The organism is Porifericola rhodea (genome assembly GCF_030506305.1).
GTDB lineage: Bacteria > Bacteroidota > Bacteroidia > Cytophagales > Cyclobacteriaceae > Catalinimonas > Catalinimonas rhodea.
This window is the reverse complement of record NZ_CP119421.1, coordinates 4,012,964-4,028,491: the sequence shown is the minus strand read 5'-3', so window position 1 is coordinate 4,028,491 and position 15,528 is coordinate 4,012,964. Positions and strand designations below refer to the sequence as shown.

Here is a 15,528-nt window from a genome sequence, read left to right as displayed (position 1 = left end):
CCAAAACGGGTCGGACTTTTTTATGTCTTGTATATTGCGGACACGAACTTTGTCCTCCAAAAAACAATATGCTTTTAGATCAAAAGAGCCAAACCTTTCTCAACTACCTGCCTTTGGTTTGTGATGCAGACCAGCCAGCTCTCAGCTTTGTAGAGCAGCACCTTAGCATATGGCAGGAGGCTTATCAAAAATCATTTAAGCAGCTTAACAGAGAATTAAAGGAAGTTTGCAGTCAGAACAAAAAATTACGAATAGTTCTAAACGATCTAAAGCAAAACCTTGTAATCAGACTTAGCGATCGCCTGCGGGAAAACGACCTGCTTAAGATTACTGCTACTGTACTCTTTCTACAGACCATACTCTCAGAAAAGCAATGGAAAATCTTCAGTCAGCGCTTTCCATTTTTCACTAAACTGACTGATGCTTTTGTTAAGGATAAAGCTGTAAAAAGCAAGTTGGAAGAATTATCCGGAATTAAGCACCTAATAGAAAGCCAGCTGAAAGCAGATGCCCAACTAAAAGTATGGCAGTACCTGCATTTTGTTAGTGAATACCGAGCATATCAACCATCATTTTCAGAACTAGCATCCAGGTCGCTGTTAGATTATCTACAGTATTTGTCTAAAAGACGCATAGGGCTAAGTATACACGATGAAGAGGCAAAGTTACTACTTATCAATTTTGAAGAAAGCAACTGGACAACTGCTTTTGCACAACTTAGTGAATCTGCTCTATTAGACTCTTCTCCCACCAACAAGCTTAACCAGGTGCAGATAGACCTGATGTGGATAGGACTAAACTTGCTAGCACCTCAGGGTGAGCATCTAATTGATTGGGAGGATTTAGTTAGAGAGCAGTATCATGGCCAACAAACCAGTCTTTTTGCTCCTCAAAATTCTGCGAGTGAAGCTCGTCAGATTCAGAATACTAGCTACCCCCTAATCGCTCTAGACCTTAGAAAACAGCCTCACCCCTATCGTTATGCACAACGAGGTGCAGATGCATTAGACAATAAAATTTTAGAGGACGTTCAAAAATCAGGAATTGAACAGACAAGTATTCAGGAAAGAGACAGACTTGTGTTTTGGGCGATTGAAAAACTAAAAGAATCAGCTATTCTGCTTTGTGTACTTCCAGATGAGGTGTTGGAATCTGATAAAGACCTGTATTTTAGAACTTATGTCTACCAACACTTTCAGGAGGTATACATACTGGAGCTTCCTGATGATCAAAAAGGACTTTGCGTGCTTTACCTTGTAAAAAAATCTGCTTCTGTTAAAAGAAACTACGAGATAAGACATTGTACCATTCCTTTGCAAAAGCTTTTACAAAAAGGAATAGAAGATGCTGATGACTTAAAATGGAAAGAGATTGATTTTATCAGTCAAAACTACTGGATCAGCTTACCTGATACAGATTTTTTTGAACACCTTCCGCTATACGGTTCTGAGGATGCTATATTCATAAACAGTAGCGAGGGCACAAACCCACATTTAGGCTCCTGGCTCGTAGCTCCATCGGCAAAAATACTGGAGAAAAAAGTAAGATACCTGATTAAGCAATATAGCAAGGCTTTAAATGCCAACGGAGATCTTCCAGATGAAATAAAATGGCCAGAAAGCCTTCACAGTATGGCTAAGGGCGGTATGAGATTAAAATTTGATAGCCAGAAGATTAAAGCGATACAAGTAGCGCCTTTTGTGTATTTATATATTTATCATGAGGAACTACTCATGAATAAGTTTATGTCTGAAGTAGCTACCATTGTCTATGAGACACAGCCACTTCAGTCTTTTGCTACAGTATCTCCCTGGCTTGCCCAAAACAATAGAGTTGGTTTTCCAATCTATTCAGCAGACCAAGAGTACAATATCAGTGATGCAGCTCTTAAGGTATTCTCTGAATATTATGAACAGCTTATTCATCAACCCCAGACCAAAGCAGAAGCCTTTCCTCCTCTTGCTATTACTCAAACGCTGGAAAGCATAGCTTCAGTTAGCCGTGACCTACCGCTAATTCGCAAATACCCGGATCAGATACATCAGTTGCTTCAGAATGCCCAGCATTATAGTACAGATATAAGTTTACTCAATCCGGCACGTGAAAAAATAGCAGAGCTTAGTAGCAAAGTACAACATTTGGAGCGAGGTGCTGTAGAACGCAAAGGGATTTACCAAAGGGTACGCGCATATGCTCAGGAGCTAAATGAGCAACTTTCTGCTATCACTTTCAAGTTTGATGAAGCCCTAAAAGATGCAGAAGCCGTCAGTAAAGAAAATATTTTTTACTACAGTTTTGCTCAATTGCAGGATTCAGCCTATCAAAAAAAATATGGTGTGTTTTTGCAGCGCGAGTGGCCACGTATTCCTCTACTCCCAGGCTTCAGAAAATGGGTCGCGCTGGGTAAAGCTTTTTTTGACGTACAGAATATCTCTACTGACTCTCAAAACCCCTTAGCTCAGATACAATCTAAAACTGAGAAGTTTGAAAAACCGTTGAGCAGAACTCTTCAGTACGACTATGATGAAGAGAGGAGTGTGATCATCCTGAAAGAAAAAGCGCAACAACTTACCTTGAGCAATATTCCGGTAGAGAGCTGGCAATATCAATACCTGAAAGCATACATTTTTGTGCCTTATCTGGACTATCTAAAACAGTACAAGCCTAAACATAAATTAGTAAGGGACAAGTTTAAAACAGATGCTCTGAGCGATACTCAAAACCTAGCCATTCAGCTAAAAAAACTATGTCTGATGGCTAGTAAACTGACAAAAGTAGAAGTACCACAAAGGGATAGTTAGGGGTAGTTTTCATCCCAATTTTTTTTTTAATTTCATACTGCAACTCTTTTCTAAAAATTGAAGTATTTACTTTAATTTTCAAACAAAATATGTCCATCAAGAAAAAAGTAAAAGCAGTAGAAAAGTTGTATGAGGAGTTAAGTCGGGAGATGCAACTCTTTACACAAGGCACTAACCTGCATTGCGTTAGTGGATGCGGTAAGTGCTGTTTTAAACCAGATATAGATGCCACTATTCTGGAATTTTTGCCCTTAGCTTTGCACCTGCATACCCAAGGGGAAGCAGAGAAGTTTCTAGAAAAGTTAAAAACATTTGACTCCAGCCAGGTTTGCGCGGTGCTTTTGGCATTAGGTACCGATAAGCAGCAGGGTAAATGCACACAGTACAACTACAGGGGAATGATATGCAGGCTCTTTGGCTTTTCGCTTGCCTTTGATAAATATGGAAGCAAAAGACTTTCCACCTGCAATGTTATTAAAACTGAACGTGTGCCTGAACTTCAGAGGGCCGAAGCATGGATTAAAGAAGGCCGGCCTGCACCAGTAATGCGAAACTACTACTTTCGCCTTTGCAATATTGATTACCGACTTACTGAGAAGTTTTATCCAATTAATACTGCCATAAGATTAGCATTAGAAGAAGTACTGGCGTATTACAGCTACAGATCCCCTCTGAAAGCATCATAAATTAACTCAATTCTTTAACTAAGTCTGATCTAAATGTATCAAGGTTTCGCTATGTGGCTAATCTTGATTATTTTGGATCAGACTTTTTTTTCTGCTAACACAACTTTATGAAAAGCCTTAAACTATTTACTCCTCTACTGTTTTTGTCTCTTTTATTATGCACTAAAATATTTGCCCAGGGCAAAGTAGCTACTTTTGCAGATGATGGTGCCTGGTGCTGGTTCTCAGACCCCAGAGCTGTGTATTACGAAGGAAAACACCAGCGAACCTATATTGGCTGGGTAGATTCTTCGGGTAGTATTATGATTGGTTATTATGATCATCAGACCGGTGAGCAGGAGTCATATGTGTTGCATAACAAGTTAGAAGTGGATGACCATGATAATCCAGCTATCCATATCACAGAAGAGGGCAAATTAATGGTTTTTTATGCAAAGCATTCCAGAGAAACACCTATATATCTACTAACATCTAAATATCCTGAACAAATTGATGCCTGGGAAGAAAGACGTGAACTGGCGCTGAATGATACCGCTACCTATTCGGAATTTTCTAAAACCTATACGTATGTAAATATATGGAAGGTAAAAGATGAACTGTTTTTGCTTTGGAGAGGCATGGATTTCAAACCCAATTATTCCATCTCTAAAGATGGTGGCAAAAGCTGGTCTAAAGGTAAAATAATGGTTTTACCTGAAAGAATATACCGAGACCGTCGGCCATATGTTAAAGCCTTCAGTGATGGAGAAAAGCTACACATTGCCTTTACAGATGGTCACCCACGACGAGAAACTGACAATAGCATATATTACACCTATTATCAGAATGGTAGTTTTTTTACTGCCGGAGGCAATAAAATTGCAAGCATGGATGAGCTCCCCTTTTCTCCTCAACAGGCCGAACAGGTACATAATGGGCAAACTTCAAACAAAGCATGGATATGGGATATTGCCGCAGACAAAGAAGGAAAACCCGTCTTAACCTATGCTGTATTTCCGGAAGACTCTACGCATTATTACCATTACACTCACTGGGATGGTAAGCAGTGGCAGCGCGAAGAACTTACTTTTGCTGGAAGCTGGTTCCCACAGACGCCGGCAGGTTCTGTAGAAAGAGAGCAAAATTATTCAGGCGGTGTGGTGCTAGACCATGAAGATCCTACTACCGTTTATCTCTCGCGCCAGAAGAAAGGTGTATTTGAGATTGAACAATGGCAAAGAAAAAAGTCAGGAAAATGGAAAAGCATAGCAATTACACAAAACTCTACACTAGACAATATACGCCCTTATGCGGTGCATAATGCAGGTAGTGGCAACCCTTTACAAATGCTCTTCCTTACCAATGAGAGATACATACATTATACAGACTACAAATCTCAGCTAAAAATGTGGCACACTCAGAAAAAATAGCTGTACAGACAGACATATGAGTGCAAACGCTGCATATTTATGAATTTTTATACATCAATATGCTGAGCTAATTTCTAAGTTTTTATTTTGTCTCTACTCTTAGTAATTGCGCATTAATCATTCAAAGTGCGTTTTCACTATGAGACAAATTATTAGCTGTATTTGCCTTGTATTACTTTCTTTTTCTGCTGAGGCACAGTCTTTCAAAAAACTAATGAAGACCGCTGATAAATACTATCGGGATGGTTTTTATACAGAGGCTGTGAATACCTATCTGGAAGCGGAAAAAGAAGAACCCAATGATCTGAATCTAGCTTACCGAATCGGGCAGGCTTACCTTAAAAGTAAATATAAAGACCGTGCGCTTCCGTACATGATTAAAGTGTACGAAAATACTGAAAAACCTAAGGACGAGATGATCTACAATCTGGCCCTGGCTTATCAGTTCAACCATAAATTTATGGAAGCGCTGGACCACTTTAGTACTTACCGGGAAATGACCGATAATACCTTTGCCGCTGACCAACACATTATGCAGTGTGCAATAGGTATTGAGTATATAAATAATCCCAAAAATGTTAAAATCACTAACCTCAAAACTGTCAACTCCGACAATCAGGACTATGCCCCTTTGGTAACAGCGGATGGTAATTCTTTAATTTTTACCTCTCGTCGTGAAGGTTCTACCGGAAATGAGATGGCCTACGACAATAACTATTATGAGGACATCTATATTTCTCACAGAGAAAACAATAGCTGGAAAGCACCTGAAAAAATTAAGGGAGCCGTAAACACCAATTACCATGAGTGTGGAGCGGCAATCTCACCTGATGGAACCCAGCTCTTTATCTACATGGATGAAGGCGATGGTGATTTCTACGTATCCACATTTGATGGCGAAAAGTGGGGAGAGCCCAAGCCGGTGGGCGGTGTTAACTCACCCTATCGTGAATTGTCCATTTCTATGAATGGTGAAGGTAACAAACTCTATTTTTCTAGTAACCGCCCTGGCGGGTATGGTGGATTTGACATTTATGTTTCAACCCTGGACGATTTTAACCGCTGGGGTAAGCCTATAAATCTGGGGCCTAAAATTAATACTGCCGGTGATGAAGATGCTCCATTTATTCATGCCGATGGAGAAACTTTGTACTTTAGTTCAACCGGCCACCTGGGTATGGGAGGCTTTGATATTTTTAAAAGCAAATACCTACGTGAGAAATGGACAACACCAGTAAACCTGGCTTATCCTATTAATACCGCTCAGGATGATAATTATTTCGTAATTGCCAAAAACAATGAGTACGGCTATTACGCAACAGCTCGTGAAGATGGACTTGGTGGTAATGATATTTATGCTATCCTGATGGATAAACGAGATTTTATACAGGAGAAAAGAGATGCTCCCCTGATGACATTGGCTCGCAAAAAAGACAAGGAGACTTATCTGGTAGGTACCATCAAAAACATTGAAACCGGTGAGTTTCTGGAAGCTGAAATAATTCTATCCGATAACGAGAAAAATATTGTAGTTACTCGTACCATTTCTAACCCGGAAACCGGTTCATTTAAAATAGCCATACCTGAAGGTAAAAATCTCGGGCTTACAGTAGAAAGTGATGGCTACCTCTTCTACTCACAAAACCTGAAGTCTTCTTCACTGAAGCCAAACCAACAAAACCGCCTGGATATCAGCTTACAGGAAAGTAAAGTAGGTACTATTGGGGTACTAAAGAATATTTTCTTTGACACCAACAAATCAAACATTCGTAAAGAATCTTTAGTGGAGCTTAATCAAATTTATACCCTTCTTAAGGCTCAGCCGAATATTGTAATTCAGATTAACGGACATACCGATAATGTAGGAGATGCCGCTTATAATCAACACCTATCGGAAGAAAGAGCAAGAGCAGTAGCTGACTATCTCCTCAATTTTGGTCTGTCGCAGGATAGAATTACCGCTAAAGGTTTTGGAGAAAGTAAGCCAGTTGCTTCCAACGATTACGAAGAAGGAGGCAGAGCACTCAACCGTCGTACCGAGATTGAGATTATTAAAATACTGGATACAAAGTAAGCAGCTTAATTGCTGCTAAATGCAGCTAAGGCCTGTTCCACTTTATCGGCAGTCAGAGGTTTGTTCAAATAATACTTTACCTGAGGAAACCTCTGAGCTGCTTCCATATCTTTACTATTGGTAGAAGAGGACAATACCACAACTTTGATGTTTCCATTTTTGCAGAACTCACATGCCTGCAAGAAACTGAAGCCATCCATTATAGGCATGTTAAGATCCAGGAATATCAATTCTGGCCGACCAAATGTATCGTCAGTTTCATAACTCTCTCGCAACAACTCTAGTGCTTCCTGCCCATTCATGGCAACCATGATATCATCTGCCAGATTTATGTCCATCAAAACCTGTGTATTGATAAAATTTGAGATTTCATCATCATCCACCAACAGCACTTTGTTAAATTTCATCATAAAAAGTTTGAGTTCACAAAATTATGAAGTCTGGTTTTGTTTAGTCCAAAGAACACAGTACTTAGCCTGTATATTTTAAAAACAACAATTTATAAAATTGTTAAAGATCTCAACACATCTGATTACACATTTCTTAATATTTGCGTAATTGTTACTTACAAAATTGTCATTTCTAACTAATCATAAATACTTGCTAAACAGCTCAGCCACAAACTTATCTCCCTTATCGTTAAGGTGTACCCGGTCAGTAGTGAGAATTCCACTGTTTGCAGCGCTAGGGTTGTTCTGTTTTATATAGTCTTTAAAAGCTGTGCGTAAATCGCATAGTTCTGAGTCCGTCTCTTTTGCAACTTTACGAACGATTTCAGCATATTTTTCTAGCTCGTGGTTAATCTCTCCATCAAATGAAGGCTCTTCACCAATAACAGTAGGTGTACATAAAATCGTGCGTATATTTTGTGCGTTCAACTCATTGGTAAGCTTTCTCAGCCCACTTTCGTATCGCTCTATTTTTGTACCTACAGCACCCTCAGGTTCGTAAAAATGCCATACATCATTAATTCCAATGTAAATGAAGACAACATCCGGGTTTAACTTTAGTACGTCTTTCTTTACACGTTTTTCCAGATCAGTTACTTTATTGCCACTGATACCTTTACCAATTAACTGATAAGCAGTAGTATCTACTTTTTGTTTCAGAATATTGATATATCCTTCAGGCTTTTCAGCACCGGCTTGAGTAATAGAGTCACCAAAAAATATTACTTTCTTTCTTTTTTTTTCGCTAAATGACATAACACTTATAAGTATTAGGGCAAATAAGGAAAATCGGAGAAGTAGACGCATAAGTCTTAAGGTTAGTATGTTGACAGGTAGTTTTTCGCGTTTCTTTTGAAGCTAAATATAATTAGCTGCTCAGACAAACCTAATATTAGGGATACTCTTTTTTATTGCTATACAGTTACTCACTTGCATTATTTACATGCTTTAGGTTTATTCAGGAGAACTTTTTAATCTCAGCATATGCATAACCCAAAAGAAAACAACCTCCTAAATGACGCCCAGACATGGCAGTCATTCTGTAAGCAGCAGCTAACAGGCTTAGCATTTGACGAACTTAAGAAAGAGTATGATAAGATATTCTCTAGTTACCCTTTTGGCATTGCCTGGCTACCAGATGAAGATACAATTACCCATGCCAACCTAAGTGCGCTAGCTCATAAATTAAATCTAAAAAACTACCAGGAGTTATATCGGTGGTCTATAGAAAATCGTGAAGACTACTGGAATGAAGCTATTAAAGCTCTTAACGTTGAGTTTGATCAGCCTTACCAACAGATTATTGAGACTCCGGTGCAAGACCTGGAAAACCCAGACTGGCTACCTCAGGCCAAATTAAATATAGCACGTAGCTGCTTGAAGGCTTCACCTGAAAAGACCGCTATTATCTGCTCGGATGAAAATCAAAAGTTGGAGAAAATTAGCTACCAAGAATTACAGACAAAATGCAATCAGGTATCCAATGGGTTAACGAAACTTGGGTTTAGGCCAGGGGATAGAATAGCCCTCTACCTACCGCTTTGCCCCGAAGCTGTTTATGCCTATCTCGGAATCATACAAGCCGGTATGGTGGCAGTACTCATAGCCGATAGCTTTTCTGCCCACGAACTTAAACGGAGGTTAGCAAGTAGTGAAGCCAAAGCGATTATTGCTTATGATGAGTACTCATATGCAGGAAAAGCACTTCCTGTTTATCCAAAGATTAAAGAGGCACAAGCTCCAACAGCAATTATCATAAATACTCAAAACGAAACAGAAACCAGAGAAGAAGATATTTTGTGGCAGGACTTTCTGGCTTCAGACACTTTTAATGTGCTGAGCGCTACTCCTGATTCTTTAATCAGTATTTTGTTCTCATCAGGCACTACCAATGAGCCTAAAGCCATTCCCTGGACTCAGCTTACACCTATAAAATGTGCGGCTGATGCTCACTTCCATCAAGATGTACAGCCAAAAGATGTGGTAAGCTGGACTACAGGTATGGGTTGGATGATGGGGCCCTGGACTATCTTTGCTGCTCTTATGAATAAGGCAACTTTAGCTCTGTTTACTGGTTCTGCCGCCACTCCTGCTTTTGCAGACTTTGCAGAAAAGGCAAACATCAGCATACTAGGCACTATACCTTCATTAGTAAAAGCCTGGAGAAAAAACAAAACAATGGAAAATAGGCAGTTGAGCATCAGACTATTTAGCTCTACTGGTGAACCCTCTCAGGTTGAAGACTACCTTTATCTGATGTGGCTGGCTCAATTTAAAGCGCCCATTATTGAGTATTGCGGCGGCACAGAAATTGGCGGAGGATATATCAGCGGTTCAGTGCTACAGGCTGCTTCTCCAGCTACTTTCACTACTCCTACTCTGGGTACTGAGCTTCTTTTTAGAAATGAAGAAAATGGGCAAATCACTCACTCCCAAGATGGAGAAGTGTTTATTGTTCCTCCTGCAATAGGACTATCGCAACATTTGCTCAACCGCGATCATCATAAAGAATATTATGAGGATACTCCACAAACGGCAGATGGAACATTGCTAAGAAAGCATGGTGATAGCTATCAGGTATTTGACCAACTTTTAGCGGGTACAACTTTCTATAAAAGTAGGGGTCGTGCGGATGATAGTATGAACCTGGGTGGCATAAAAATAAGTGCCGTAGAGATTGAGAAGATTGTTAATCAACACCCACAAGTATACGAAAGCGCGGCGGTAGCAGTAGCACCCAAAGGTGGAGGCCCCGAAGCACTTATCATCTTTTTCATTCCTAAGTCAGAAGTTATAGACCTGCCTGGCCTAAAAACAGAATGGCAAGCGTTAATTTCTAAGGAACTCAATCCTCTTTTCAGAATTAAAGAAATTATTCCTGAGCAAAGTCTGCCACGAACAGCTTCTAACAAACTTATGCGGCGAAGCCTGCGCAAAGCCTATATGCAACAACAAGACGAATAGTGTCCTCTACATTTACTAAGAGAGAAATTAAAAAAATGTACTGCTTGTGGCAAACCATTCTACTGCCTATTGCTTTGAATAAACATGCCTTCAACTTCAGATAATTTATCTTCACTTTCGCCCGTTTTTTCATGGTTTAATGAACAGGGCTGGAAGCCATTTGCTTTTCAGCAGGAGGTATGGGAAGCATATCTGTCAGGTGAAAGTGGCTTGCTCAATGCTCCTACTGGTAGCGGTAAAACTTATGCGCTCTGGCTAGCCTGCTTGCTGGAGTTCATCCGGGAAAACCCCGACACTTTTCAGGAAAATAGAAAAAATGGACTTCAGGTACTTTGGATCACTCCCTTAAAAGCTTTGGCTAAAGACATACAGTTGGCTATGCAGAGAGCCTGCGAGGCTTTACAAATACCATGGGAGGTCGCAGTACGGAGTGGTGATACTAGTAGCAGTCAGCGTCAGAAGCAGATGAAAAACATGCCTGAATGCCTGATTACTACCCCTGAGAGCCTGCATCTGCTCATTAGTCAGAAACAACATAGCAGACTTTTTAAACAACTAAAGTGTGTGATTGTGGATGAGTGGCATGAATTACTGGGAACTAAACGTGGTGTACAGTTGGAGCTAGGTATCAGTCGCTTAAAAGTGATACGGCCAGAGTTAAAAATTTGGGGGGTATCGGCAACTATCGGTAATCTGGAGCAGGCTAAAGATATTCTTCTAGGTCCACGTCATTCACGAAACAGTCTTATTGTCAAAGCAGATATAGAAAAAAAGATAGAGGTAGAAAGTATTCTACCTGATGAAATAGAAAAATTCCCCTGGGCAGGTCATTTGGGTATAAAAATGCTGGACAAAGTATTGCCTATAATAGAGCAGAGCCGCACTACCCTATTGTTTACCAACACACGCTCCCAAACAGAAATCTGGTATCAGAAGCTATTAGCCAGAGTACCCGAACTGGCTGGTCAAATGGCGATGCACCATGGCTCACTAGATAACAACGTACGTACCTGGGTTGAAGAGGCTTTACATCAGGGGATACTTAAACTGGTGGTGTGTACTTCCAGTCTGGATCTGGGTGTTGATTTCCGTCCGGTAGAAACGGTTATACAGGTGGGAAGCCCGAAAGGAATTGCCCGGTTTATTCAAAGAGCCGGTCGTAGTGGTCATCAGCCAGGCGCAGTAAGCCAGGTTTATTTTCTACCTACTCATTCTCTAGAGCTACTGGAGGGTGCTGCTATTAAAGAGGCTATCAAGCAGAAAATATATGAGTCGCGTCGCCCTCTGGAAAAATCTTTTGATGTGCTGGTTCAGTACCTCGTTACCCTGGCCGTAGGCGAAGGTTTTAAAGAAAAAGAGGTGTATGAAGAAGTAAAGCAGACCTATGCTTATCGTGACCTTTCTCCGGAAGAGTGGCAATGGGCTTTACAGTTTATTACCACTGGAGGAGATAGCCTGGGCGAGTATGATGAATTTGCCAAGGTGCAGCTTGTAGACGACGTGTATCTGGTAGAAAGCCGAAAAATAGCTATGCGTCACCGTATGTCTATGGGCACCATAGTGAGCGATCCGGTGCTCAAAGTAAAATATGCCAGCGGAGGTTTTATAGGAACTATAGAAGAAAGCTTTATCTCCCGCCTTAAAAAAGGCGACAATTTCTGGTTTGCTGGTAGAAATCTGAAGTTTGAGCGTATTAAGGATCTGACCGTGTTGGTGCGCAAAGCTAAAGGTAGCAGTGGCTTGATACCTTCCTGGTCTGGTGGCCGCATGCCCCTTTCTTCACAGCTTTCAGATATGCTTCGCTACAAACTGGATGAGTTTCTGGATGGCAGCTATCAGGACATAGAATTGAAGGCCTTACAACCCCTGCTTTCCTTGCAAGATAGCTGGTCTGCCCTGCCTGACCGCCAGAATTTTCTAATAGAAAAGTTAACTTCAAAAGAAGGTTATCATATATATATGTACCCATTTGCTGGAAGAGCAGTACATGAAATCCTTTCTACACTGCTTGCCTGGCGTATAAGTCAGATTCAGCCCATTTCTTTTTCTATTGCCATGAACGACTATGGTTTTGAACTTTTGTCGGATACTGAAATTCCTTTGGAAGAAGCTCTTGAGCTAGACCTCTTTACTGAAGAGCATCTGCTGGAAGATATATTAGAAAGTGTAAATAGTACCGAAATGGCCAAGCGTCGTTTTCGGGAGATTGCCGCTATATCAGGATTAATTTTTCAGGGTTTTCCTGGTAAACCTATTGGAGGTAAACATTTGCAAGCTACCTCTCAAATTATTTATGATGTATTTACTGAATACGACCCCAATAACTTACTTATTGCACAGGCAATGCAGGAAGCGCTCTACCTTCAGGTAGAACAGTCTACGCTTGCTGATGTTCTTCAATCTATCAGGCAACAAAAAATTATTATAGAATATCCTCGCTACCCTACTCCTTTTGCTTTCCCAATTATGGTAGATCGCCTAAGAGAAAAGATTAGTTCTGAGACACTTGAAGACAGAATCAGGAAGATGCAGGAGCAATTAGAGGCTTATGCTGTTTTTGGAGAATAATGTTGCTCTTTCAGCGTAACTGATCGTTCCAGGGCACTACCAGTAAACCTGCGATTTTGTTCTCCTTGGTCATGACTACTCTTACCTCAGGCACTGAGTTTGCAAAAGTACCTTTGAAGCGATAAATGATACCTTCCATCTCACCCTGTTTCACATGGTAGGCTTCCTGATACTTCAGCTCTGACTGATAACCTCCTACCTGAGCAGATATTTGCGAATAAGCCTGCTTTTGGGTGGCTTCGGTAAATGCCTGCACCATTTGGGGCGTAGCGCTATCCTCAGAAAACTGATAATACGCTCCATCTGCCATAGCAGATAGTATATCGTTAGCCATTTTTTGGGCCTGCTCTTTATTGGAGTCACTTATATCATTTGGGTTAGCTTTTTCTAATTGCGGCGCCTGAGCCATCAAGTTCAGGTTAAGCAAAAGCACACAAATGAAGGCAAGCACTACCTTTTGAAGGTTAGAAAAAATAAATGCTAATAGCATGGTAATTAGGTTAGGATTATAAACAAAAATATTAATCTTTTACTCCAGCTAAGAGATGAGCCTTGCTCTTCCGAAGTATTGGATATGCTGAATTTAGTGACACTGAGCCTCTTATTCGTTAATTCTATTATATTTTTTTAACACTTGAGTTAACAAATTATGAGGCAATGCATAGGCAGTATTACCATTAATACCTTCCATATCTTCTGCCGCAAGCATAGCATTAATAATTGCCTCTTCTACAGCCTCTACAGTACTCTGGAAAAACCAGTTCAACTGATCATTTGGTAGACTTTTAAGCTGTACCTTTATATTTATTTAGATAGAATAATCCTATTCTTAACTTTAGAGAAAAGGAGGAGAACTCATCGGCTGAACAGGCTCAAGACCTTGAGAACTGAGAATGAATACCATGCCTACTACCGCAGAAAGATCAAAGAAGGAAAGCATCATATGGTCATCATCAATGCCATCAGAAATAAGCTGATCAGCCGGATGTTTGCTGTTATCAAAAGGGATACTCCCTATGTGAAACTACAACTGCAGTAGTATAGACATTTTATTGACCACCTCGTAAACAGCAGGTGGTGAAAGCAGGAAATGCAAGCATTTCCTGCTTTTAACATATCGTTTGCTTTAGCAAACTTTCACGATAGAAGATCCAAAAAGAGTGAAATTTCTAACTCTATAGTTGGGCAAGTTACCTATGCCTTTCTCTTAAAATATTTATACTGAAAATCTTTGTTTTTTAATAGAACGCGATGTTATTCCTATCAAAAGCATTATTATTAGCCGTAGAAAAAGCAATAAAGATGTCTCCTGATCCATTGCTTCCTCTTACCCCCCTTAGCCCTATACCATTAGGAACTCTTTGAGCTATTCTTTTCAGTTGATGAGGCAAAAGTGGCGCATCGGTAGCCACCACAACTATTATTGAACCATCGCCTTCCTGCCTGGCAGCTATGGGAGGTTTGTTTAGTTCATAATTTAAAGTATATATAAGTTCTTTTCCTACTGGAACTCCAGCTACCGTAAAATTAAACTTAGCCCCAAAATTAGCCTGCACCAATACACCAAGCGTAGGTTGAATCCAGAACTTTAAACTGCCTTGAGGCGGTGCCTGTGCCTCCTTTAAAACCAAGACACATCATTCCAGTTCCTCCACCTACATTTCCTTCTGCCAGGGCTCCTCCTTTTGCATTGTTAATTGCCTCGAAAACATGTTCTTTTTGGACATGAAATCCATAAATATCATTTAAAAAGCCATCATAAGTTTCAGCTACAACCGGGTAAGTATACCACCAATCTTCTCCTCAATACCAGTCGGTTTCTACGAACCATTCCAGCACGGCATCTCGTACTATGCCTACACTATTTGTGTTGGTAATCATAATTGGTGTTTCTAAAAAACCAGATTCTGTAATCCAGGTGGTACCTGTCATTTCACCATTACCATTAAGGCTATACCAATTAGCATAAACAGGACTGAACTTGGCAGATTTAGGACGAGGAAAAACAGCAGTCACTCCGGTTCTGACCGGGCCTTCTCCTATCTTCTGCTTCCCACTTCCAGATATGAAGGTTGAATAGCCTACCTCTACCCCTTCAACATCGGTTATAGCATTGTTTGGTCCGGTAGTACCACTGAAAGGAATACCCAAATCTCTTGCTCAGGGTTTTTGAGCGAAGGTGTTAGAGCAACATAAAGCACATATCAACAGTAAAATGAAGCTTTTCAAAACTATTGTAATTAGGATCAGACTTTTATAATAATTTAATGAGTAATGACAGTATTGCCAAACAATATACCTACTAAGACCAGTGATAGCAGTCAAAGTAGCAAACGGTAAAAAAATACAATAAGTACAAACACTCTATTTTAAAATTAAAACAATCTAGTAAAATTACTTAAATTAAATACATAAAAATCATAATAATATTTATCTTAAGGACTGAATTCGGAAGCGATTACTACCTGATAGGTTTTAACAGGTTTGGGTATGAGATTTTCTTCCAACATTCAGAGAGTAAGTTAGTTAGATGGGTATAAAATTATTTTTTAATATATAATCATTCACTTTTAACCC

General features: G+C 40.1%; 11 protein-coding genes and 1 pseudogene. 7 read left to right on the top strand and 5 right to left on the bottom strand.

Features of this window, described 5'->3' with window-relative positions:
• Nucleotides 1–68: 68 nt before the first annotated feature.
• From PZB74_RS16550 to PZB74_RS16535, 4 genes are all read left to right on the top strand, one after another.
• Nucleotides 69–2,801 carry a type ISP restriction/modification enzyme gene (locus PZB74_RS16550; RefSeq protein ID WP_302238105.1) on the top strand — a complete coding sequence of 911 codons (2,733 nt, stop codon included), beginning with the start codon at nucleotides 69–71 and terminating at the stop codon, nucleotides 2,799–2,801.
• 89 nt (nucleotides 2,802–2,890) lie between these two features.
• Entirely contained in the window at nucleotides 2,891–3,487 is a 597-nt protein-coding gene (locus PZB74_RS16545; protein WP_302238103.1) for a YkgJ family cysteine cluster protein, read from the top strand.
• A 107-nt stretch (nucleotides 3,488–3,594) separates the two neighbouring features.
• Nucleotides 3,595–4,896: a BNR-4 repeat-containing protein gene (locus PZB74_RS16540; protein WP_302238102.1), complete on the top strand. Its 1,302-nt coding sequence runs from the start codon at nucleotides 3,595–3,597 to the stop codon at nucleotides 4,894–4,896.
• Between the two features lie 139 nt (nucleotides 4,897–5,035).
• Entirely contained in the window at nucleotides 5,036–6,970 is a 1,935-nt protein-coding gene (locus tag PZB74_RS16535) for an OmpA family protein (RefSeq protein WP_302238099.1), read from the top strand.
• A gap of 5 nt (nucleotides 6,971–6,975) precedes the next feature.
• Here PZB74_RS16535 and PZB74_RS16530 read toward each other — a convergent pair whose 3' ends face one another.
• Both PZB74_RS16530 and PZB74_RS16525 read right to left on the bottom strand, forming a co-directional pair.
• Complete coding sequence (locus tag PZB74_RS16530; protein WP_302238096.1) at nucleotides 6,976–7,380, bottom strand: response regulator; 405 nt, start codon at nucleotides 7,378–7,380, stop codon at nucleotides 6,976–6,978.
• Between the two features lie 180 nt (nucleotides 7,381–7,560).
• On the bottom strand, nucleotides 7,561–8,226 hold the full coding sequence (locus PZB74_RS16525; RefSeq protein WP_302238094.1) for an SGNH/GDSL hydrolase family protein: 666 nt from the start codon (nucleotides 8,224–8,226) through the stop codon (nucleotides 7,561–7,563).
• Nucleotides 8,227–8,403: 177 nt separating this feature from the next.
• On the opposite strand from PZB74_RS16525, the gene PZB74_RS16520 reads away from it, so the two are divergent.
• Together PZB74_RS16520 and PZB74_RS16515 are read left to right on the top strand one after the other, a co-directional pair.
• On the top strand, nucleotides 8,404–10,383 hold the full coding sequence (locus PZB74_RS16520) for an AMP-binding protein (protein WP_302238093.1): 1,980 nt from the start codon (nucleotides 8,404–8,406) through the stop codon (nucleotides 10,381–10,383).
• A gap of 84 nt (nucleotides 10,384–10,467) precedes the next feature.
• Entirely contained in the window at nucleotides 10,468–12,951 is a 2,484-nt protein-coding gene (locus PZB74_RS16515) for a ligase-associated DNA damage response DEXH box helicase (RefSeq protein WP_302238092.1), read from the top strand.
• A 10-nt stretch (nucleotides 12,952–12,961) separates the two neighbouring features.
• Here the strand turns inward: PZB74_RS16515 and PZB74_RS16510 are convergent, their stop codons facing one another.
• Both PZB74_RS16510 and PZB74_RS16505 read right to left on the bottom strand, forming a co-directional pair.
• Nucleotides 12,962–13,441 carry a DUF3887 domain-containing protein gene (locus PZB74_RS16510; RefSeq protein WP_302238091.1) on the bottom strand — a complete coding sequence of 160 codons (480 nt, stop codon included), beginning with the start codon at nucleotides 13,439–13,441 and terminating at the stop codon, nucleotides 12,962–12,964.
• A gap of 111 nt (nucleotides 13,442–13,552) precedes the next feature.
• Entirely contained in the window at nucleotides 13,553–13,753 is a 201-nt protein-coding gene (locus tag PZB74_RS16505; protein ID WP_302242814.1) for a P1 family peptidase, read from the bottom strand.
• A 78-nt stretch (nucleotides 13,754–13,831) separates the two neighbouring features.
• On the opposite strand from PZB74_RS16505, the gene PZB74_RS16500 reads away from it, so the two are divergent.
• Nucleotides 13,832–13,990, top strand: coding sequence for a hypothetical protein (locus tag PZB74_RS16500; RefSeq protein WP_302238089.1), 159 nt, complete (start codon nucleotides 13,832–13,834; stop codon nucleotides 13,988–13,990).
• 199 nt (nucleotides 13,991–14,189) lie between these two features.
• On the opposite strand, the pseudogene PZB74_RS16495 reads toward PZB74_RS16500, so the two are convergent.
• Nucleotides 14,190–15,102: pseudogene (locus PZB74_RS16495) on the bottom strand (DmpA family aminopeptidase).
• Nucleotides 15,103–15,528 lie beyond the last annotated feature (426 nt).

Excerpts from the sequence above, each read along its gene's own strand:
- PZB74_RS16535 (WP_302238099.1), top strand. The coding sequence starts at position 5,036 with ATGAGACAAATTATTAGCTGTATTTGCCTTGTATTACTTTCTTTTTCT.
- PZB74_RS16515 (WP_302238092.1), top strand. The coding sequence starts at position 10,468 with ATGCCTTCAACTTCAGATAATTTATCTTCACTTTCGCCCGTTTTTTCA.
- PZB74_RS16525 (WP_302238094.1), bottom strand. The coding sequence starts at position 8,226 with ATGCGTCTACTTCTCCGATTTTCCTTATTTGCCCTAATACTTATAAGT.
- PZB74_RS16540 (WP_302238102.1), top strand. The coding sequence starts at position 3,595 with ATGAAAAGCCTTAAACTATTTACTCCTCTACTGTTTTTGTCTCTTTTA.
- PZB74_RS16530 (WP_302238096.1), bottom strand. The coding sequence starts at position 7,380 with ATGATGAAATTTAACAAAGTGCTGTTGGTGGATGATGATGAAATCTCA.
- PZB74_RS16545 (WP_302238103.1), top strand. The coding sequence starts at position 2,891 with ATGTCCATCAAGAAAAAAGTAAAAGCAGTAGAAAAGTTGTATGAGGAG.
- PZB74_RS16510 (WP_302238091.1), bottom strand. The coding sequence starts at position 13,441 with ATGCTATTAGCATTTATTTTTTCTAACCTTCAAAAGGTAGTGCTTGCC.
- PZB74_RS16550 (WP_302238105.1), top strand. The coding sequence starts at position 69 with ATGCTTTTAGATCAAAAGAGCCAAACCTTTCTCAACTACCTGCCTTTG.
- PZB74_RS16520 (WP_302238093.1), top strand. The coding sequence starts at position 8,404 with ATGCATAACCCAAAAGAAAACAACCTCCTAAATGACGCCCAGACATGG.